Annotated in this window: 15 protein-coding genes and 1 pseudogene; 13 read left to right on the forward strand and 3 right to left on the reverse strand. The window is 59.5% G+C overall.

The features are described from left to right. The first annotated feature begins 177 nt into the window (after positions 1-177). The 4 genes from D0B32_RS20315 (at position 178) to D0B32_RS20330 (ending at position 5,790) form a co-directional block, all read left to right on the forward strand. On the forward strand, positions 178-993 hold the full coding sequence (locus tag D0B32_RS20315; protein WP_117336070.1) for a Crp/Fnr family transcriptional regulator: 816 nt from the start codon (positions 178-180) through the stop codon (positions 991-993). A gap of 258 nt (positions 994-1,251) precedes the next feature. After that, complete coding sequence (locus D0B32_RS20320) at positions 1,252-2,325, forward strand: polysaccharide biosynthesis/export family protein (protein ID WP_259295069.1); 1,074 nt, start codon at positions 1,252-1,254, stop codon at positions 2,323-2,325. 152 nt (positions 2,326-2,477) lie between these two features. Then, entirely contained in the window at positions 2,478-4,739 is a 2,262-nt protein-coding gene (locus D0B32_RS20325; RefSeq protein WP_117336071.1) for a polysaccharide biosynthesis tyrosine autokinase, read from the forward strand. A 19-nt stretch (positions 4,740-4,758) separates the two neighbouring features. Next, positions 4,759-5,790, forward strand: a complete 1,032-nt coding sequence (locus D0B32_RS20330) for an acyltransferase family protein (protein WP_181969856.1) — start codon at positions 4,759-4,761, stop codon at positions 5,788-5,790. Positions 5,791-5,827: 37 nt separating this feature from the next. Here the strand turns inward: D0B32_RS20330 and D0B32_RS32330 are convergent, their stop codons facing one another. Then, positions 5,828-6,079, reverse strand: a complete 252-nt coding sequence (locus D0B32_RS32330) for a hypothetical protein (protein WP_147329549.1) — start codon at positions 6,077-6,079, stop codon at positions 5,828-5,830. Positions 6,080-6,714: 635 nt separating this feature from the next. Here D0B32_RS32330 and D0B32_RS20340 point away from each other — a divergent pair. The 7 genes and pseudogenes from D0B32_RS20340 to wbaP all read left to right on the forward strand — a co-directional run bounded on the left by D0B32_RS20340 (position 6,715) and on the right by wbaP (position 14,953). Next, positions 6,715-8,163 (forward strand): lipopolysaccharide biosynthesis protein, encoded by a 1,449-nt coding sequence (locus D0B32_RS20340; protein WP_259295070.1) that lies wholly within the window; start codon positions 6,715-6,717, stop codon positions 8,161-8,163. A 12-nt stretch (positions 8,164-8,175) separates the two neighbouring features. Continuing rightward, positions 8,176-9,168 (forward strand): glycosyltransferase family 2 protein, encoded by a 993-nt coding sequence (locus D0B32_RS20345; protein ID WP_117336075.1) that lies wholly within the window; start codon positions 8,176-8,178, stop codon positions 9,166-9,168. Continuing rightward, entirely contained in the window at positions 9,165-9,809 is a 645-nt protein-coding gene (locus D0B32_RS20350; RefSeq protein ID WP_117336076.1) for an acyltransferase, read from the forward strand. The genes D0B32_RS20345 and D0B32_RS20350 overlap by 4 nt, the downstream gene beginning before the upstream one ends. Beyond that, on the forward strand, positions 9,806-10,957 hold the full coding sequence (locus tag D0B32_RS20355) for an NAD-dependent epimerase/dehydratase family protein (RefSeq protein ID WP_117336077.1): 1,152 nt from the start codon (positions 9,806-9,808) through the stop codon (positions 10,955-10,957). Before D0B32_RS20350 ends, D0B32_RS20355 begins: the two co-directional genes overlap by 4 nt. Positions 10,958-10,974: 17 nt before the next feature. Next, entirely contained in the window at positions 10,975-11,910 is a 936-nt protein-coding gene (locus D0B32_RS20360; RefSeq protein ID WP_117336318.1) for a glycosyltransferase family 2 protein, read from the forward strand. 185 nt (positions 11,911-12,095) lie between these two features. Then, a pseudogene (locus D0B32_RS20365) lies at positions 12,096-13,265 on the forward strand (glycosyltransferase family 4 protein); the annotation flags it as partial. 272 nt (positions 13,266-13,537) lie between these two features. Then, a complete protein-coding gene (gene wbaP / locus D0B32_RS20370) occupies positions 13,538-14,953 on the forward strand; it encodes an undecaprenyl-phosphate galactose phosphotransferase WbaP (RefSeq protein ID WP_117336319.1) in 1,416 nt (471 codons plus the stop codon). Between the two features lie 179 nt (positions 14,954-15,132). Here wbaP and galU read toward each other — a convergent pair whose 3' ends face one another. After that, positions 15,133-16,035: a UTP--glucose-1-phosphate uridylyltransferase GalU gene (gene galU, locus D0B32_RS20375; RefSeq protein WP_117336320.1), complete on the reverse strand. Its 903-nt coding sequence runs from the start codon at positions 16,033-16,035 to the stop codon at positions 15,133-15,135. A gap of 595 nt (positions 16,036-16,630) precedes the next feature. Between galU and D0B32_RS20380 the strand changes: the two genes are divergently transcribed. Beyond that, positions 16,631-17,644, forward strand: a complete 1,014-nt coding sequence (locus D0B32_RS20380; protein ID WP_117336079.1) for an amino acid--[acyl-carrier-protein] ligase — start codon at positions 16,631-16,633, stop codon at positions 17,642-17,644. A gap of 73 nt (positions 17,645-17,717) precedes the next feature. Here the strand turns inward: D0B32_RS20380 and D0B32_RS20385 are convergent, their stop codons facing one another. Continuing rightward, on the reverse strand, positions 17,718-19,322 hold the full coding sequence (locus D0B32_RS20385; protein ID WP_147329550.1) for a hypothetical protein: 1,605 nt from the start codon (positions 19,320-19,322) through the stop codon (positions 17,718-17,720). A gap of 503 nt (positions 19,323-19,825) precedes the next feature. On the opposite strand from D0B32_RS20385, the gene D0B32_RS20390 reads away from it, so the two are divergent. After that, positions 19,826-21,010, forward strand: coding sequence for a glycosyltransferase family 2 protein (locus D0B32_RS20390; RefSeq protein ID WP_117336081.1), 1,185 nt, complete (start codon positions 19,826-19,828; stop codon positions 21,008-21,010). Positions 21,011-21,023: the final 13 nt, after the last annotated feature.

Raw genomic sequence — 21,023 nt, forward strand, 5'->3', positions numbered from 1 at the left:
TTTGAAACCGATGGCATGGTTTTGGCTAAATGTGGTCCATTCAATAAAAAACTTCGTGAGACGTTTGGAGTGGTGTCGAAGCCAGACATTGCAGTGCAGTAATTTCTGCGTCTGACCCGTTGCAATCACCTCTTGCTTACCGTTTTTGGTAGCGCGAGATTACCGCCGGAAACCACCATGCTCGACTTTACGAACGACCGGTTTGAAAACCATTTGCTGGCCGCGCTGCCGGCATCCGAACTGGCGCCGATTGCGCCTCACCTGAAGCTCCAGCGCCTGAGCGCCGGACAACTGCTGTGCGATTCGGGCGAATCGATCAAGCACGTGTATTTCCCCACCACGGCAATCGTGTCGATGGTGTATTTGATGGCCGATGGCGCGACGGCTGAAGTCGCGGCAATTGGCAATGAAGGCGTGATTGGCGTACCCGTCTTGATGGGTGGCCTGACCACGCCGAGCCGCGTCGAAGTGCGCAGCGACGGCTACGCCTATTCGATCAGCGCGAGCATCTTCAAGCGTGAGTTCGAAGGTCATGGTCTCGTGCACAAGCTGATGCTGCTCTATGTGCAGGCTCTGTTGACGCAGGTTTCGCAAAGCGCGTTGTGCAACCGTCACCATCACATCGTCAAGCAGGTGTGCAGCTGGCTGCTGCTCACGCAAGACCGTCTGAAGTCGGACGAGCTTGCCGTGACCCAGCAGTTGATCGCCACCATGCTCGGCGTGCGTCGTGAAGGCGTGACGGAGGCAGCAGGGCGTCTCCAGGAAGCCGGCCTCATCAGCATGCGCCGTGGCCACATCACGATTCTCGATCGCGAAGGACTCGAAGGACGTGCCTGCGAATGCTATGGCATCGTCAAACGCGAGTTCCGCCGTTTGCTGCTCGCCAGCGCGGCTGCGAAGGACGGTACTCAGCGCCCGCCTGTGCCGACCACGATGTCGTTGTATCGCAGCAGGGAACCTGAATACGAAACGGCCGCATTCTCTGGCCGTTGATCAAGGAAGGCGGGGACCGGCCGCTTTCTCTCGTCGTTCAGGTTGTTTCAGGTTGCTCAATCGCGGCAAGCATGCCGCTCTTCAGCACATAACAAGCACGTCTGACGCACTTGTTGTAACGCACTCGTCGTACGCACGTACCATTCTCGGACAAAAAAATACATCATGAAAAAACGTGTATGGCTCATTGCTTTGATGTTTTGCATGGCACTGGCAGGGTGTTCGCTCTCGCCTGGGCCGTATCTGGATCCTGCCCGCATGCAGGAACCGACACCGGACAATTCGACTGCGGCCGCCTATCCGGTGCATCTGATCAACGCCAAGGTCATTGCAGACCAGGCTAAAACACTCGCAAAGGATGACCCGCGCACGAACATGCTGCCCATCGAGCCGCTCGCGAACAACGGCTATGCCGACTATCGCGTAGGCCCCGGCGACATTCTCGGCATCACCGTATGGAACCATCCTGAACTGACCGTGAACGCCACGACAGGTCAGGCCGCAGCAACGGATGCAGGCTCGGGCGCAGTCTCGGCGGGCGCACCAGGCTCATCAGTCACACCGGACGGGCAGCGTGTCTCTGCAGACGGCACGATCTACTTTCCGACTATTGGACGCATCAACGTGGGTGGCAAGACCACGGAACAGATTTCGAATCTCTTGATGAGCCGGCTCGCAGGCTACGCCGTCAAGCCGCAACTCGATGTGCGCGTGGTGCAGTTCCGCAGCCAGCAGGTGTACATGGCGGGCCAGCTGAAGAATCCTGGCACGTTGCCCATCACGGACATGAAGCTCACGCTGATCGATGCGATCACGCGCTCCGGTGGTGCGGTGACGGACGCTGACCTGCAGCGCGTGCAACTGACGCGCAACGGCAAGTCGTATGTGCTCGATGTGCAACGCACGCTCGACCACGGCGATATTTCGCAGAACATCGTGTTGCGCGCCGGTGACATCGTGTACGTGCCGGACCATAACGCGAGCCGCGTGTTCGTGCTGGGCGAAATCCTGAAGCCGCAAACGCTGTACATGGACAAGGGTCAACTGACCTTGGCCGATGCGCTTTCGGGCGCCAACAGTATCGATCCGCAGAGCGCGCAGCCCCGCCAGATTCTGGTGATCCGGCGCTCGGCAAGCGACCCGGCGAAGCCGACGATCTACCGCCTCGACATGACGCAAGTGGATGCGATCCTGTTGTCGACGCAGTTCGATCTGCAACCGCTGGATGTCGTCTATGTGGGAACGGCGGACATTGCTCGCCTGAACCGTTTGCTGGTGCAGTTGTTGCCGACCGTGACCAGCCTGTACCTGTTGTATTCCGTTGGGCATTGACGTAACGCTCATCGACGTCGCAGCTCTTTTACGTAACCTCGCGCGGCCATTTTCCACGGGCCCTCTTCATAGGAATCACCGACGTGAACACGCCGAATCTGGATGCAGGATCTTTTGGCCCCCCTCGCGATGGTGCAGTTAGCGCGAGGGACATGATCCGGTTGCTATCGGACCATGTAGGGACTGTCGTTGGCGTTGCGCTGGTCGTGGTCGTACTGGCCTCGATCTACGTCACGCTGGCGACGCCAACCTATACCGCGGGTGCGCTCGTGCGGATCGAATCGCCTGATCCAAACGAGCTGGGGACCGGTGCGAACGGACCGCTCGTCGTACAGGCGAGTCCGCCTTCCACCGACGCCGAAGTGGCGATGATGCAAAGCCGCGATGTGCTGGAACCGGTGATGAAGCGCTTTGGCTACGACCTCACGGTCAAGGCGCGTACCTTCCCGATTCTCGGCCTGATCGCCAACAAGTTCGCTACGCCAGGCAAGCCCTCGGGCGCATGGTTCGGACTGAAGTCGTACGCATGGGGCGGTGAGGAAATTCACATCGACTCACTGCAGGTGCCGGCTTCGCTCGAAAACGCCAAGCTCAAGTTGCGCGCGCTCGACAACCAGCACTATCAACTGGTGGATACGGATGGCTCCGTGCTGCTGAGCGGCCAGGTGGGCCAACTTGCCACCGGTCAGGACATCTCCATGCTGGTGACGCGACTCGTCGCGCGGCCGGACACGGAATTCCAGGTCGTGCCGCTCAACACCGTCAATGCGTTGAAGCGCTTCTCGAAGGATCTCAAGATTCAGGAGAAGGGCGGCAAGGAAACCGGCATCGTGCAGATCGCGTTCGACAGCAGCAGCCCGGTCGTGGCAGCGGGTGTCGCCAACGCCATCGCGAATGGCTACGTGGCGAACACCGTGGAGAATCGCCGCCGCAGCGACAGCAAGACGCTCGACTTCATCAACCAGGAACTGCCGCGTCTGCGCGATGAACTGAAACAGTCGGAAGCCGCACTCTCCAGCTTCCAGTCGTCGTCCAATTCGTTGCAGCCTACCGAGGAATCGCAGTCATACCTGAATGGCGGCATCGACATTGAACGGCAGATCGCCGCGCTGCAACTGCAACGCACGCAATTGATGCTGCACTTCCAGCCCACCAGCGACCCGGTGCGCAACATCGACCAGCAGCTCGCGCAACTGAACGCCGCCAAGGCCAGCTTCGACGCGCGCTTCAACAAGATGCCGGCCTCGCAACGCAAGGACGTGGACCTGACGCGTAACGCCAAGGTCGCCGAGTCGATCTACGTGACGATGGTGAACAAGGCGGAAGAGCTGACGGTGCGTCGTGCGGGTACGACGGGCGACGTGCATGTCGTCGACGTGGCTGCGCGCCCGGCTGATCCGGTGTCGCCGAACGTGCCGCTCGTGCTCGCCGCGAGCGCGGGCATCGGCTTGATGCTCGGCGCGCTTTATGTGTTCGCGCGCAGCCAGTTGTTGACCGGTGTGAGCGATCCGCGCTTCGTGGAATGGAGCCTGAGCATTCCCGTGCTCGGTTCCGTGCTTTACAGCCCGCAACAGGCGCAACTGAAACGCGCGATGATGCATTCGCTGCGCGGAGTCGACACGCCATACGGCTCGGCTACGCCGATTCCGTTGTTGCCGGCCGCGCGTGCCAAAGACGGCTCGGTCGTCAAGGGCGCGTCGGGCGAACTGCCGCATACCGCGCACTATCTGCTGGCGCGCAGCTTTCCGCATAACGCGTCGGTCGAGGCGCTGCGTGGTGTGCGGACCGCCATGCACTTCTCGGGCGGCAACCACGGGGATGACAAGACCGTGGTGTTGACAGGTCCCACGCCGGGTTCGGGCAAGAGCTTCGTCGCCGCCAATCTCGCGGTGCTGGAAGCCGAAACCACCAAGCGTGTCTTGCTGATCGACGCCGACATGCGCTGCGGCCGTCTCGCGCAAACCTTCGGACAACCGAACTCCGGTGGTCTCGCGGAACTGCTGATGGGCGACATCACCAGCGATCAGGCCATCCGTGAAGTCGGCGTGCCTGGCCTGTCGTTCATTTCGTGCGGGGCGTATCCGTCCAATCCGTCTGAACTGCTGATGATGCCGCGCTTCCAGGCGTTGCTCGATGTGTTCAACAAGCGCTTCGATCTGGTGATCGTCGATACGCCGCCGCTGCTGGCCGTGAGCGATGCGTCGATCATCGCCAACCGCGCGGGCAGCACGGTGCTGGTGCTGCGCTCGGGCATGCAGACCGAAGAGGAAATCGAAGAGACCGTCACCAAGCTGCGTCGCGCAGGTGCACGACTGGGCGGCGCGGTATTCAATGCGGTGCCGTTGCGTCGCAGTGAACGGCGCGCATACGGTCATATGACGGCGTATTCGAATCACAATCACGCCGCGGCGTGAGACGTATCGGGAGAAATGGGTGAGAGATGATTTCGAGGACTGTGCACGCGGCATCGGCATTGTGCTGGTCGTGTACGGCCATGTCCTGATCGGACTGATGAACGCCGATCTCGTGCCGGCGCATCACTGGCTCATCTCGACGGACTCTGCGATCTACACGTTCCACATGCCGCTGTTCTTCATGTTGTCCGGGCTGCATGTGGAACGCGGCTTGAGCCGTGGCCGTCAAGGCTTTCTGTCTTCGAAGCTGCAGAGCATCGTCTACCCGTATTTTCTGTGGTCGGTGATTCAGGGGCTGGTGCAGTTGATGATGTCGGCGAACGCCAATCATCGCTTCTATCCGTCCGACATGCTGGACATCTTCTGGAATCCTATCGGTCAGTTCTGGTTCCTGTACGCGCTGTTTCTCTGCCAGATCTTTGTGTGTGTGACGACGACCCAGCGCTTGCGGCTGGTGTTCATCGCGATCGTGGCGTACTTCATCGGCATCGCGCTCGACGCCAACATCCTCACGATCGCGCTGAAGTTTTTCCTGTTCTTCGCGGCGGGTATTTTGCTGGCGGGCAATCTGCGGAGCATCGTCACGCGGTTTGCGACGCTGCGCGGAGTGGGCGTCACGTTCATCGCATTTTGCGTAGCGATCTATCTGGCGCACGGTTTGGGTAACACCGGCACGGACTGGGCGCTGCCCGAGACCGCGCTTGGTTTGCGCACGCTGCCGGCGGCACTGCTCGGCATTTTGCTGGTGTGCGAGATCGCCTTGTTGATCAGCCAGTCGGGCAAGGGTGCCGTGCTACGGGTGCTGGGGCTGGCCTCGATGCCGATTTACCTCGCCCATATTCTGGCCGGTTCGGGTGCGCGCATTGCCTTGCTGCATATCCACGTCGAGAACGTGTACCTGCATCTTCTGGTTGGCGTGGCGTGCGGCATCGCGTTTCCGCTGGCGCTGTACTTCGTGGCGGGGCGGCTGCGTCTGGAGAAATATCTGGGTTTTCCGCGCGCTCGCGGTGTGACGTTCCAGCCTGCGAGAGTGGCCGATGCACTCAATTGATGCATCGGCGCGTCAGCGCATGGGGTTTCGTGCGGGTTTAGCTGCCGCGTTTACCACGATTGATAGGACGCTGGACGCCGTTCCACCAACGTCCCAAAGCCTGCAAGCCGAACGCGGGCGCGCCGTTGAGACGGCGCCGTTCCTCGGCGATTTGTCGCCTGGCCTGGATTTCCTCGGAAGTGAGTGCGCGCTCCGTACGCTCGTCTGCGCGCCGCGCCATGACGCACAGGGACACCACCACGAGTATCGCGATGACTTCGAGGACAGAAAAGATGATGAGGAGGTGCATGGCGTTCACGAGAAGTCGCACGGCGGCGTGCAGGGACTACTTGATGTTGTGAGTCTGACATACCGGGCCGCCGGGCCAATCTCCGAAGAATCGCCAATCCACGACTCTATTCGGTGAATTGCCGCCAGTATAAGACCGGGCCGGGAAGCGCGCATATCAGACGAATCCCGGACGGGGACGGTGTCGCCGCTGCTCCAGCGTGGTGCCTGATGCCGCAGCGTGTGGAGGGAGCGCGGGCACGCTTCTTAAATCCGTGCCCAGCCGCTGCATGGGGTGTATCGAGGCGGTAAGGGTCGCGAAAGGCTGCCGGGGTCTGTGTTCGAATTCGCACATTACCGAAACGGCGGCGCAGATACAGTGGGTTAGCTGTTTGCATCGCAGCAACGGACGAGAATTGCCAGTCGAATTTGCCCTGTCACGCGAGCCGGAGGTGTCGATTCTTACCGTGGCGCGCCTGATTCGATCATGAGTTACGTGGATTGCGCGTTGCAGCAATCAACCGTCACATAGAGTGCCCGAGGACGTACCGCAGGACCGAGCCAGGCTCGCGCACCGTAGTGCGCCAAAACATTTTCTACTCCTGTCTATATACGACGATGCTCAAACGCAGCTTGATCGCCAATTACGCAGGGCAGATGGTCACCGTTGCCCTCGGCATGGTGATGGTGCCAGCCTACGTACGGCACCTGGGCGTAGAAGCGTACGGGCTCATCGCGCTCAATGCGGTCTTGCTGGCATGGGTGCAGGTGCTGGATCTCGGGCTCTCGCCCACCTTATGCCGTGAACTCGGACGCGCGCGTGACGACGCCTCGCGTCAGGAGGTGCGGGTGCTGTTGCAGTCGCTTGAGAAATTCGTCGCGGGCGTGTGCGCCATTCTGGTCATCCTGTCCATTTTCACGGCACCGTTTTTCGCGCAGGACTGGCTCAACGCGAAAGGCCTGCCGCTGCATGAAATTGAAATCACGTTCGTTTTGATGGTGTTGACGGTCGCGTCGCGCTGGCTTTCATCGCTTTACCGTGGCGGCATGGTAGGCATCGACAGGCAGCCGACGTTGAACGTTGTGGTGGTGGTGTTCGCCATCATTCGCGCGGTGCTGGTGGTGCCCGTCATCACGATATGGCCGAGCGTCGAAGTGTTTTTCATCTGGCAACTGGCCGCGATTTTCGGCGAAGCCTTGACGATGCGGATTCTGCTCGGCAACGCCATCGAAGCGCCGATCTTGACGCGCACGTTTTCGCGCACCGTGCTCACCGCACGCGCCACGCTGTCGTTGTCCATTGCGTTCTCCGCGCTGATGTGGGCCACCACCACGCAGATCGACAAGATCATTCTGTCCAAGGTGCTGTCGCTGCACGCGTTCGGCGTGTTCAGTATGGCGACCTTGCTGGCAAGCGGCATTCTGCTGCTCGCCAATCCGATCCAGCAGGCCTTCATTCCGCGCTTCACCGCCGACAGCATGGGCGACTCGCGCCGCATCATTCCCACTTATTTCCTTGCCAGCGAAATCACCATGCTCGCGGTGATTCCAGTGGCGGCGATTTTCGTCAACGTGCCGGATCTGGTGCTGCGGATGTGGTCGCTCTCCGCACCCTCTACGCCGGAAGCGTGGCGCATCCTGCAGTGCTATGCCGTGGGCAACGCGTGCTCGGCGATTGCCGCGCTCGTGTTTCTCGTGCAGTACGCGGAAGGCAAGCTGTCTTTGCACATCAAGGGCAACGTGGTGTTCCTGCTCGTGCTGGTGCCGGCCGTGCTGTACGGCGCACTGCATGGCGGCTCGACCGGCGTGGGCTACGCATGGCTCGCCTTCGGGCTGCTGCAGGTGCTGGTGTGGGTCAGCATCGTGCATCGCGTCTTCCTGCCCGGTATCAACATGAAATGGTATGGCGGCCTCGCTGCGCGGGTAGGTGTCACCGCGCTCGTGGCGCTCGCGTTCCGTCACACCGACATGTCCCAGGCGTCGCGGCCGCAACTCTTCGTGTATCTGCTACTGATGTGGCTGTGCATGATGGCCGCCGCGGTTGTCGTCTCGCCGGTCGCGCAGCGCAAGGCGCTCGATCTGGCCGGACGCTTCGTCTTTAACTAAGGGAGAGACGATATGACCTTGGTTTCCGCACATACCTCGGGCAAGCCGTTTCTCTCGGTCGTGATCCTCTGCTACAACCTCGAAAACTTTATCGGCGACTGTCTGGAAAGCGTGCTGTCGCAAGATCTGGACGTGCCGTTCGAAGTGATCGTGGGTGATGACGGTTCCCGTGACGGTTCGGTGGCCATCATCGAAAAGTTTTGTGCGCGCTATCCCGGCGTCGTGAAGCTGATCAGCCACGCACAAAACGTCGGCTACTCGCGCAATCTCTCAGACGTCATCGCTGCGACCCTGGGCGAATACATTGCCACCATTGATGGCGATGACGTGATGCTGCCTGGCAAGCTCAAGCGTCAGCTCGAATTCCTCGAGACACAACGCGAGTTCGGCATGGTCGTGCACAAGATGCGTCCGGTGAATGCCGTCACTGGCGAAACCGTGGATTTTCCGCTGCCGCGTGAAAAGCCAGCCGTGTTCGATGCGCAATATCTGATCGAGCAGGGCCCGTTCTTCTTCAACAGCTCCGCGATGTTTCGCGGTGCGTTGCGCCGGCGCTATCCCGTCGACCTCGAACTGAAGGTCGTGGCTGACGTCGCCAATCTGATGCAATCGTTTTATGGCACACAGGCCCGCTATCTCGACGAAGAGATGGGCCTGTACCGCGTGAATCCCAAGGGCTTCACGTCGTCGATTATCAAGAACCCGGCGCGGCACGAGACCAACATCAGCGACATGATGCGCACCTGCATGATGGCTGAGACGCTCGGCATGGACAAAGCGGTGGTCGACCGTGGGCGCGCGCGGCTCTTCCTGACCTCCGCCATCATGTATCTGGAGACGGGACACTACGACGACTTCGAACGCTGCATTGCTTCGAGCATGCGCTTTGCGAAGCTCGGCACCAAACAGGCTGGCCTGCACGCGTTGCGCCGCTGGCCGCGCGCACTTCATCCTCTTTACACGCTTGCCAAGCAGATGGCAGGGCGGCAGCCGGTGCGCGCATGAGTGTGCTGACCAACACCTTCTCGAAGTTCAGCGAGCTGCGCTGGATCGACCGCTGGAATGCGCTGCAGTTTGCGTATTACCGGTTGAAGGCGCAACTCTGGTACGCCGGCGCCTTCGCTTCGCTCGGCAAGAAAACCGCTATTTACAAGCCGCTGTTGCTGTCCAACGTACACCTTGCGTCGCTTGGCGACCGCGTGCTGATCCGTCAAGGCGCGCGTATCGAGCTGATCGTGACGGACCCCAACGCGTTGCCGCGGCTGACGATCGGCAATGACGTGAATATCGAGCAGAACGTGCACATCGTTTGCGGCTCGTCCATCGAGATCCACGACAACGTCACCATCACGGGCGGCTGCGGCATCGTCGATGTCGAGCATCCGTATGAGGACGTGCACGACCCTCGACGTATCGGTGCGCGTCTGCGCACGCGCGGCAACCGCGTGGTGATCGGCGAGGGCAGCTTCATCGGCTTTAACGCCATGATCCTGCCGAACGTCGTGATCGGCCGTCATTGCGTGGTCGGTGCGCACGCCGTCGTGACGCGCGATGTGCCCGACTACTGCGTCGTCGCCGGCAATCCGGCACGACTGATCAAGCGATATAGCTGGCAAACAAAAACCTGGGAACGGAGCGAATCATGAAAGTCCTGATTACGGGAGGTGCCGGTTTCATCGGCTCGAATCTTGCCAGACGCCTGGTGGCGGACAACGCGACGGTCACCGTGCTCGATAACCTGTCGCCGCAGATTCATGGCGACGATCCCTACCAGTCGCCGCTTTTTCAGTCGCTCGATGCGTCGGTGCGTTTCATCGAAGGCTCGGTCACGGATCGCGAAGCGATGGAGCGCGCCATGGAAGGCCAGGACGCGATCGTCCATCTCGCGGCGGAAACCGGCACCGGGCAGTCCATGTATGAAGTCAGCCGCTACATCGAGGTGAACGTCGGCGGCTGCGGTCTGATGCTCGATCTGCTCGTCAAGGCGAAGCACAAGACGGTCAAGAAGGTGGTGGTGGCGTCGTCGCGTGCCATTTACGGCGAAGGCAAATATCGTTCACCGGCGCTGGGCATCATGTATCCGGATTCGCGCGAAGAAAAGGATCTGCAGGCCGCGCAATTCGACTACCTGTGCCCGTATTCCGGTGAAGCGCTGGAATGCCTGCCCACGGATGAAGATTCGAAAATCCATCCGTCTTCGGTCTATGGCATCACCAAGCACGACCAGGAGCAGATGGTCATGACGGTTTGCCGTGCGATTGGCATCGGCGCATCCGCATTGCGTTATCAAAACGTCTATGGACCGGGTCAATCGCTGTCCAATCCGTACACCGGCATCCTGTCGATCTTCTCGACGCGCATCAAGAACGGCAACGCCATCAGCATCTTCGAAGATGGTCTGGAAAGCCGCGACTTTGTCTATATCGACGACGTGGTCGATGCGACGCAAGCTGCGCTGGTGCAGCCGAAAGCGAACGACCGCGTGTTCGGCATCGGCTCGGGCCAACGCACGGCAGTCATTACGGTGGCCAAAAAACTGCGCGCACTGTATGGCAGCGAAGTACCGATCAATGTGACCGGCGCGTTCCGTCTCGGCGACATTCGTCACAACTATGCCGACTTGACGCGTGCACGTGAATTGCTTGGCTTTGAACCGAAGGTGGCGTTCGCTCAAGGGATCGAGCGCTTTGCCGCCTGGGTGAATTCGCAGCAGGTGCAGCCCGATCACTACGAGGAAAGCATCGTGGAGATGAAGTCACGCGGGTTGTATCAGGCGAGTCGGGTCGCAGCATGACGAACGGGAGCGCGAACATGGATAGCGAACCTTCGAGTCCGGGTTCGAGACCGTTAGTGGGTGTAGTGACGGTGCTCTACCAGTCCGACGATGTGCTGGAAGACTTCTTCGCGAGCCTGCAGCTTCAGGAGGACGTCCTCCTGAAGCTATACGTGATCGACAACAGCGCCACCGATAGCGGCAGCGTCCTCGCAAAGGCGCTTGGCGAAAGCAACGGCATCGATACGCAGATTGTGTTCAACAACGCCAACGCAGGCGTGGCACGCGGTAACAACCAGGGCATCGCCATGGCGTTGCACGATGGCTGTGACTACGTGTTGCTCACCAATAACGACGTGGAGTTTCGCCACCCTCGCACCATTGCCAATCTCGTCGATCCGCTCTGGCATGGCGAGGCGTTCGCGGCGATCCCGAAGATTTTCTATCACGGCACCAACCGCATCTGGTGTGCAGGCGGCTGGTTCTCGCCGCTCAAGGCCATTACGACGCACGTGGGCGACGGCGACGAAGACACTGGGCAATTCGACTTGCCTACCTTCACCGAATACGCACCGACCTGCTTCATGATGATCCATCACAGCGTGTTCGCGCGTGTAGGCATGATGGACGAAAAATATTTCGTCTATTACGACGACGCGGATTTCGTATGGCGCATGAATCATCAGAATATACGCCTGCTGTATGTGCCAACTTCGCAGGTGGCGCACAAAGTCAGCTTCTCGACAGGTGGTGCTGAAAGTCCCTTTAGCCTTTTTTACTGCACGCGTAACAGACTTTATTTCAGCCGCAAAAATCTGGGCTTCCCGCGTTCGCTGATCGCGGAGAGCTATTCATTGCTGGCCATGCTGGCCAAATATCCACGCCTGACACCCGCGGGCCGCAAGAGCGTATTGCGCGGCATCGCCGCGGGCATGCGGCTCTGCGCGGGCGTCACGCGGCAAGTGCGCGCGTGAGCGAGCGGGATTGCACCTTGCGTGAGCCCATTGCCACGGGCGACGTGCAAGCCGGTAAACACGTATTTCACGCGCAAGGCCTTCTGTGCGAATCCGAACCGAAGGGGTCTGGTGTGCCGCATAGGATCGGTCTTGGCGTCGCAGTATCGTAAACCCTGCCGCAGCCACTGAACTGGTCCAATCACGGAGGTAATGTAATGAGGGTGGCAATCGTTCACGAATGGCTAGTGACCTACGGCGGCTCGGAGAGAGTGGTTGAAGAGATCCTTGAATGCTTCCCTGAAGCGGATGTCTTCAGCCTGATCGACTTCATGGAAAACCGTGACTTCCTGAAGGGCAAGACCGTCAAGACGTCGTTCGTGCAGAAACTGCCGTTTGCAAAACGTAAGTACCGGGCCTATTTGCCGCTTTTCCCGCTTGCCGTGGAGCAGTTCAACCTGTCTGGGTATGACCTGATCATCTCGAGTTCGCATGCGGTCGCGAAGGGCGTGCTGGTCGGTCCGGACCAGTTGCATGTGAGCTATGTGCATTCGCCGATCCGCTATGCGTGGGATCTGCAGCACCAGTACCTCACGGAAGCAAAGTTGACGAGCGGCTTGCGTTCGCTGTTTGCCCGCGTCGCGCTGCACTACCTGCGCACGTGGGACGTGCGCACCGCGAATGGTGTGGACAGCTTCGTCGTCAATTCGGAATTCATCGGGCGACGCGTGAGCCGGGTGTATCGACGTGAGTCGACCGTCGTGTATCCGCCGGTCGATACCGACGAGTTTCAGCTGTGTACGCAGAAGGAATCGTTTTACGTGACCGTATCCAGAATGGTGCCTTACAAGAAGATCGATCTGATCGTCGAGGCGTTTTCGGGTATGCCACAACGCAAGCTCATCGTGATCGGCGACGGTCCCGATATGGAGAAGGTACGCGCCAAGGCGGGTGCCAACGTGACCATCATGGGTCATCAAACATTCTCCGTGCTGCGCGATTATCTGCAGCGTGCGCGTGCATTCGTGTTTGCCGCCGAGGAAGATTTCGGCATCTCGATCGTGGAGGCTCAGGCATGCGGGACCCCCGTGATCGCATTCGGCAGGGGCGGTGCCTGCGAATCGGTGATCGACGATTCGCAACCGAAGCCCACCGGCGTGTTCTTCGAAGAGCAAACCGTGGAGTCGTTGCAGGCCGCGGTGGAGCGCTTCGAAGCGGGCGCACATAAGTTCAAGGCAGAGAACTGCCGGACTAACGCAGAACGATTTTCAAAGGCAGCCTTTAGGAGAGGCTTTCTTTCAGCGGTGCTCGAGGCGACAGAAGCGCGTGCGCATCTGCCGGGCTGGCGCAGGATTCGCAACGCGCTCAAACCGCCGGTGCATGTGATACCAGGTGAAAGCGAAGCAGTGGAACTCGAAGTGCAGTCGCTTTGACAGATGCGGGGAAAAGAGGATGGCGGTGACTTCGTGCGCCGGTGTTCGATAAAAACGTCTGTATGACGTTCACGCGAAGAACCAGAAGCGGGCAGTCTGGGGAATCGGTTTGAATTGTCTGCCGGCAGCTCAATACGAGGAAATGCCAAGTGAACTCAACCATCGGAATCGAGTATGCGTCATTGCCGAGACTGGGCGTGACGCCCTATCCGGCACTGACCAACAAGGTCGCGCTGGCCGCCGCGGATTTCCTTGGCTTCACGGTCGCGCTTCTGCTCGCCGCGCGCGTGCTTGGCCCGTTCACGGTCGATACTCCCACCACCATCTGGACAGTCTTCTCGACGCACCCCGTGCTGACGTATCTGATGCTGGCATTGGGCGGCACCGCATGGTTCTGGACGAGGCTGCGCCATTACACCTGCCGCCGGCCCATGTGGCGCGAGTTTCAGGAAGTCTTTCGCACGGTCATCGTACTGGCCGTGATCCATCTCGCACTGACCACGCTGACTAAAGGCATGTTTTCGCGCGGCTGGTGGGCCATGACGTGGGGCGGCGCATTTGTGTTCGTGCCGATGTTTCGCTCCATGACCAAGCGCGCGCTCGATTACGCGGGACTGTGGAAGCGGCCCACGTTGATCATCGGTTGCGGCGAAAACGCGCTGGAGAGCAAGCATGCGTTATCGAGCCAGTCGTTTCTCGGCGTGGAAGTCGTGGCCTACGTGGCGCCGGATAACGAGACCGCGATGAATGGCGACAAGGTGCTGGTATCGGACGCGCCTGTGCTTCACGGACTCACGCCTGCCACGTTCCGTACCTTGCCGGGCGTGCAGGTGGTCATTGCACTCGAGCACGACCACCGCGAGCTGCGCGACATGTGGGTACGTGGGCTCACCAAAAACGGCGTGCGCGATGTCACGGTAATGGCGCCCATGCGCGGCGTGCCGATGTACGGCACCGACATCTCCTACTTTTTCGGCCATGAAGTGATGATGCTGCGCATGCAGAACAATCTCGCGCGCTTCTCGGCCAAGGTGTTGAAACGGATTTTCGACGTACTGGTAGGCGGCTTTCTCGTCATCATGCTGCTGCCCATCTTCGCGATTCTTGCGGCGCTGGTGGCAAAGGATGGCGGCTCCGCGTTCTTTGGCCATACGCGTATTGGTCAGCACGGCAGGAAGTTCAAGTGCTACAAATTCCGCTCGATGGTGCCGAACGCGGACAAGGTGCTTAAGGAACTGCTGGAGCGCGATCCGGTTGCACGCGCGGAGTGGGACAAGGACTTCAAGCTGAAGAACGATGTGCGCGTGACACGTATTGGCTCGCTGCTGCGCAAGACCAGCCTGGATGAACTGCCGCAGTTGTGGAACGTGCTGCGCGGCGATATGAGCCTGGTCGGGCCGCGCCCCGTGATCGACAAGGAAATCGAGCGGTATGGCGAAGATGCGGCCTACTATCTGCTGGCCAAGCCGGGTATGACGGGTCTCTGGCAAGTGAGCGGCCGCAACGATACCGACTACGCGCGCCGCGTGTTTCTCGATGCGTGGTATGTGAAGAACTGGTCGCTGTGGTACGACGTGTCCATCATCTTCAAGACCGTGGGCGTGGTGTTGAAGCGGGACGGCGCTTATTGAGTTTGTCGGGGCCTCGAAGCATCGAGGCCTCTCGGGAAGAACGACTTAGGCAGAACGACTTTAGGAAGAACGACGTCCTGGTAGCAAAGAAGAGACGTCTTAAGCATAAAGACCTCGCAACGCTTTTGATCGCGTTGCGAGGTCTTTTCGTTTTTACCGCCTTTTAGCGGTTGTTCAGTTCAAGCGGCTTCGGCTTCAACGGTGGCGGCTTGCATAGCCAGATAGCCTTGCAGATACTCTTCGAACTCTGCCTTGACCTCCGGGTGACGCAGCGCGAATTCCACGGTCGCCTTCAGATAGCCGAGCTTGCTGCCGCAATCGAAGCGCTGGCCGAAGTAGCGATAGGCGAGCACCTGTTCTTCGGCGAGCAGTGAACCCAAGGCGTCGGTGAGTTGCAGTTCGCCACCGGCGCCCGGGCGCAGCGCACGAATGTGCTTGAAGATGGTCGGCATCAGCACGTAACGGCCCACCACGCCGAGATTGGAAGGCGCTTTGTCCGGTGCGGGCTTTTCAACGATGCTCTTCAGCTTGATCACATCCTTTTCCCATTCACGGCCGTCGATCACGCCGTACGAACGGCTTTCTTCCGGTGCGATGGTTTCAACGCCGACCACCGAGCTGTGATAGTGATCGAACACGTTGACGAGCTGCTTCATCACCGGTTGCGTGCTGTGCAGCAGGTCGTCCGCGAGAATCACGGCAAACGGGCTGTCACCAATCAGCTTTTCCGCGCATAGCACTGCATGGCCAAGACCGAGTGCTTCGGCCTGACGCACGTAGAAACAATCCACGTTGGCGGGTTTGATGCTGCGAACCAGATCGAGCAGCTTGGCCTTACCGCGTGCTTCCAGTTCGGCTTCAATTTCATACGATTTGTCGAAGTGATCTTCAATGGCGCGCTTGCTGCGGCCGGTCACGAAGATCATTTCGGTGATACCGGCTGCAATCGCTTCTTCTACCGCGTACTGGATCAACGGCTTGTCGACGATGGGCAACATTTCCTTCGGGCTTGCCTTGGTGGCCGGCAGAAATCTCGTTCCGAGACCTGCTACGGGAAACACGGCTTTGGTGACTTTAAGCATGGTAGGAGTTCCCACATCGGGTTGATGAAAAGAGTGAAACTGCTGGCCCGTCGACGCCTCGAGCGCGCCGCTCAAAGCCGCGGGGAATGATTCAACCTGCTGCCACGCCATGGCGTGGCTCGTTGCGTGAGTGCTGCGTGATGTGCGCCTCGCTGCCTAGCTGGAAGATAAGCGCGCACGTAATAGAAAACCCAGAAAAACCGGCTACGAGGAATGAGGTTTGCGTGTGCAACGTCATCGCGACGTTGCAGCGTCAAAAGCGAGATCGCGAGGCCTTAGATCAATCTCCATGCCCGATCCTATGCGGGTTCGCCCTAAGAGATCGGTTCGGATTCGCACAGAGCGTGACCCACTCAAGCATTGCGTCGAGCAGCGTAGTCCCCGGATATGTCGCTGGCATGCCATAGCGTATTGGCCGCCTGGGTAAGAGTGTGTTTCCGCACAGAACGGGTGCTTTAGTCAGCTGATAGTGGTTCATCAAGATCCGCCATTGCAGTGAAAAAGCTAGCGTTAGTGGCGGAAAAAGTCGGAATGAAAAGATAGAGAGAGTCTTATTTCATATCGGACCAGACGGTCACCCCACCAGGACATCCCTATGAGCACGCACGCAGAAGAGCAGGTCGCAGGATTCAACGTCGCCGAAGTCGAAATTGAGGCGTATGACGAGGAAGACGATTTGGAAAGCCCCAGTTATATGGAGCAACTCCTGGCGGCCGGCCTTCTGATCTCCACGGGCGTGGATGGTTTGTATGGCCGCAGCCAGGTGTTCGAAGACGTGGTGGAACGCGTCAGCGATCTGATCGGTGCGTGGGGCGAAGGCAAGGAGGTCGAAGTATTGCGCTTTCCGCCGGCCATGAGCAGGAAGGTGCTGGAGGAGAGCGGATACTGGGCCAATTTCCCGGATCAGCTGGGTGCCGTGTTCAGCTTCTGCGGCAACGAGCGCAGCCACCAACGCCTGCTCAAATGTCTCGACAACGACGAAGACTGGACCGAAGACGTCAAGCCGACGCGCATCGTCATGACGCCGGTGGCCTGCTACCCGGTGTATGGCGTAATGGCCGCGCGTGGCCCACTACCTACGGGTGGCCGGCTGGTGGATATCTTTTCCTATTGCTGCCGCTATGAACCGTCCACGGCGCCCGAGCGCATGCTGATGTTCCGCCAGCGCGAATTCGTGCGCATGGGTACGCCGGCAGAAGTGCTCGCCTTCCGTGAAGACTGGATCGAGCACACCAAGGGCATGATGCGCGGGTTGCAACTGCCATCGTCGATTGGTTTGGCTAACGATCCGTTCTTCGGCCGCACCGGCAAGATTCTGATCGACAGCCAGCGTGAGCAGCAACTGAAATTCGAACTGCTGATTCCCGGGGTCAACCCCGACAGATTGACGGCTTGCGGCAGCTTCAACTATCACCGCGACAAGTTCAGCTCGCTGTGGAAGATTTACACCGACGCAGGCGAAATCGCGCACACGGGTTGCTGTGGCTTTGGCCTCGAACGTCTGACGCTCAGCCTCTTCAAACATCACGGCTTCGATCCGACGGCATGGCCTGAAGGCGTGCGTGCGACGCTGTGGGGCGGGCGGAAAATGGCGCAACGCGTGCGGTAACGCGAACGGTATCGCAACCGCAGCAGGAATCCGCGTTTTAGAAACCGGTTTACTTCACCCACGTATTGCAGGTTCAGTGATCGCTGTCATGGACCTGCAATACCGTTGCGTCGATTCTGGAGAACAGCAGGCGCGACGTAATCGAGTCGGTAAAGAGCCACGGCAGCAGGCCATTGCTGCTGTGCTCCGGCACGGTGAGCAGATAGAAGTCCTTGTGGTCGGCCAGAAACGCGTGCAATCCAACCACCTTGTAATCCGGGTCGAACGGCGCCATTCGCGCGGCCGCATGCTCATTGGTCGGATCCGGTGAAACGTATCCCGGTGGATAGTCGAGCAGATATAGCCGGTCTCTGAACGGATTATCTTTCGCTCCCATCAGTTCAATGTAGTCCCGCCCATCTTCCACCACGATAGGCAGATCAGGCGGCACCTGCCGCAGACTCGCCATCACGCCGGCAAGCTCATCGCTGGCGTGGCCTCGACCTACCAGCATGCAGATCAGCAAGACCATCAACAGCAACGATACGGTCCGGCGCGATTTCAGCTTCTCCAGTAAGTAGGCGCCTGCGATGCCGAAGAACAACGCGTCGGCCATCACGTACCGGTAGCTGAACGAACCCGTCACGAGCATCGCAAAAGCGAACACCACGAACGGTAGCAACAACAGCGACGCAAGCACGATCTCGAGTTGCAGGAAGTTCGTGGCCGAGGCGGGTGGCGCTTCGTCATCCCATGCGCTCAAGCGCGCCGATAGCCACGGCGAGCGCCTCGCGAGCGAAACCAGCACCGCGATCAATGAAGCTGCTGCGACCACCAGCGTGCCGCCGCTTCCTCCCAGCCACGCCCGCCACAATGCATCCGTGAATGCACCAATGGTTGGATGCGCGTAATAACCGAGTGCCTTGTTGTCGCCGGCATTCAACGAAGCCAGATGCGCAGCGAGCGGACGAAGGCCAATCTCTACCGGGAAGGCCAGCACCAACGCCAGCCAGATTCTCCATCGGATGCCGCCGCCCGTTACCACATACAGCACTTCGCAGAGGCCAACCGCAGCAATGGCCAGGAAGCCGTAAAAATGGGTGCACAAACCGAGCGCGAACGCGATCCACAGTGCAATGGCGCTGAGCGTCGGATAACGTGTGCGCTGAAATCCGTCCCAGATGACTAGGGCTGCTGCGAGGTCTAAAGACAGTAGTGCGTATTGTCGTGCCTGCACGGCAAACTCGAACAGCCCGGAGCAGAGCATCAACGCAAAGGCTGCCAGTGCGACGGGCGCCGTTACATAGCGCCTCACCAGCACGTACACCAGCCACGCGGCGAGATACACACTCAGGATAGAAGGGACGCGGTAAATCAATGGCGCACTAAAAACGTTCGCGTGATAAATCAGGGTATGAAGAAGATAGTGAAGCAGCGGGGGAGAGAAATCGGTGCCGGCCCAGATAGCGGAGTTGACGCCGGCGAGCGTGGGCTGATTCGCGGCGGTGACGGCGATAACCTCGTCCATCCAGAGATGCTTGATACTGGATACTTCGATGGCCGAATGAAAATACGCGACCGAAAGCACGATCGCGACAACGAAATATAGGGCACGCCACCCCACTTTCTCACCGGACCGCGTCAGCGACGCGTCGCGCTGATGCGCCCCCATGCTCAGGTTGTTTTCGTTTCCACCCACGAGACGTCCCTCCACGGTAGAGCGTTCGCTGCGTGACCCACGGCGTGGTCACGAAATCTGGCTGGCTATTTCTCGCACCGGCGTCGGTGTCATGAAAAAGATCGGCAGCGCAATGCTGCGATCGTGACCTGAATGCAGGGATGAAAAGCGAAGCGCCGGACTCGCGTATGCGGCCTTCGAGTCGCTAAGTCACGCTAACAATCTCCGTTGCGATGTGGTTTGTCAAGCGAAAGACGGCTACTGTTGCGAGCCTCAATCAGGCGCTTTTTGTTGCCGGTCTCTCGGTGTGAAACCGCACATACGGTAAACCGCGTCGGCCCAAAATCAGATCGCGTTATGGGTATTTAGTTGCGCTCTGTGTCGATTTTTCGTGCTTGTATCAAGCACTTTTTCTGTCTGCGCCGCTCGGCATGCAGGCAAGCAGGTCTCCTGACGATTCATCCGTTTTCCGAACTGATGCGAGGTACCTTCTCATGTCTAACGGCGTCGAATTGAGCATTGTCATGCCATGTCTGAACGAAGCGGAAACCCTGGAGGCGTGTATTGCGAAAGCCAAACGGTTTATCGAGGGCAGGTCCATTTCGGGCGAAGTCGTGATCGGCGATAACGGTTCGACCGACGGCTCGCAGGACATTGCAAGGCGGCTCGGCGCGCGCGTCGTGGACATTCCGGTGCGGGGTTACGGCGCGGCGCTTTATGGCGCCGTGATGGACGCGAACGGCAAGTACTGCATCATGGGCGACTCCGACGACAGCTACGACTTCAGCCGACTCGACCCCTTCGTCGCGGCGCTGCGGAGCGGTGCGGATCTGGTGATGGGCAATCGCTTCATGGGCGGCATTGCGCCGGGCGCGATGCCGTGGAAAAACAGGTACATCGGCAATCCGATCCTGTCGGGTATCGGACGCCTGCTGTTCGGTTCGAAAGCGCGCGACTTTCACTGCGGCATTCGTGGCTTTTCCAAGGCGGCCTTCGAGCGCATGGATCTGCACACGATGGGCATGGAGTTCGCGTCCGAAATGGTGATTAAGGCGACGCTGAAGAACATGAACGTGGTGGAAGTGCCGACCACGCTCAGTCCCGACGGCCGCTCGCGTCCGCCGCATCTGCGGCCCTATCGCGATGGCTGGCGTCATCTGCGGTTCATGCTGCTGTTCAGCCCCAACTGGCTATTCCTGTATCCGGGCATACTATTGCTGCTGGCCGGCGTACTGCTCGGCGGCGCGCTGTTCCCGCATCCTGTCACCATTCATGGCGTCCGCTTTGGTATTGACACGCTGATCTATTGCGCGACGATGGCCGAGGTGGGATTTCAGTTGCTGCTTTTTGCGGTGCTCTCGCGTATGTTTGCGGATCAGGAAGGGTTATTCCCCAATTCCCGATGGACCGCGTGGCTGGGGCGATGGTTGCAACTTGAAAGAGGTACGCTGATTGGCGGCGCGCTGGTGCTGGGTGGCGTGGCAATGGTGTTTCGCGCGTTGTACATCTGGTCGTCCACGCATTTCGGGGCACTGGATGCAGACTCCTTCACGCGGCTCGTAGTGTGTTCTTCCTTGCTCATTTCCACCGGCATGGAGTTCGTTTTTTCCAGTTGCCTGTTCAGCATTCTGCAACTCAACGTGAGAGTGCTTGGCAAGGAAACCGCCCGGCAAGGGTTTGGCGGGGCGCCGGTCATGGCCCACTCGTAGTCAAAGCAAGGTT

This window comes from Paraburkholderia sp. DHOC27, assembly GCF_003429005.1.
Classification (GTDB): domain Bacteria; phylum Pseudomonadota; class Gammaproteobacteria; order Burkholderiales; family Burkholderiaceae; genus Paraburkholderia.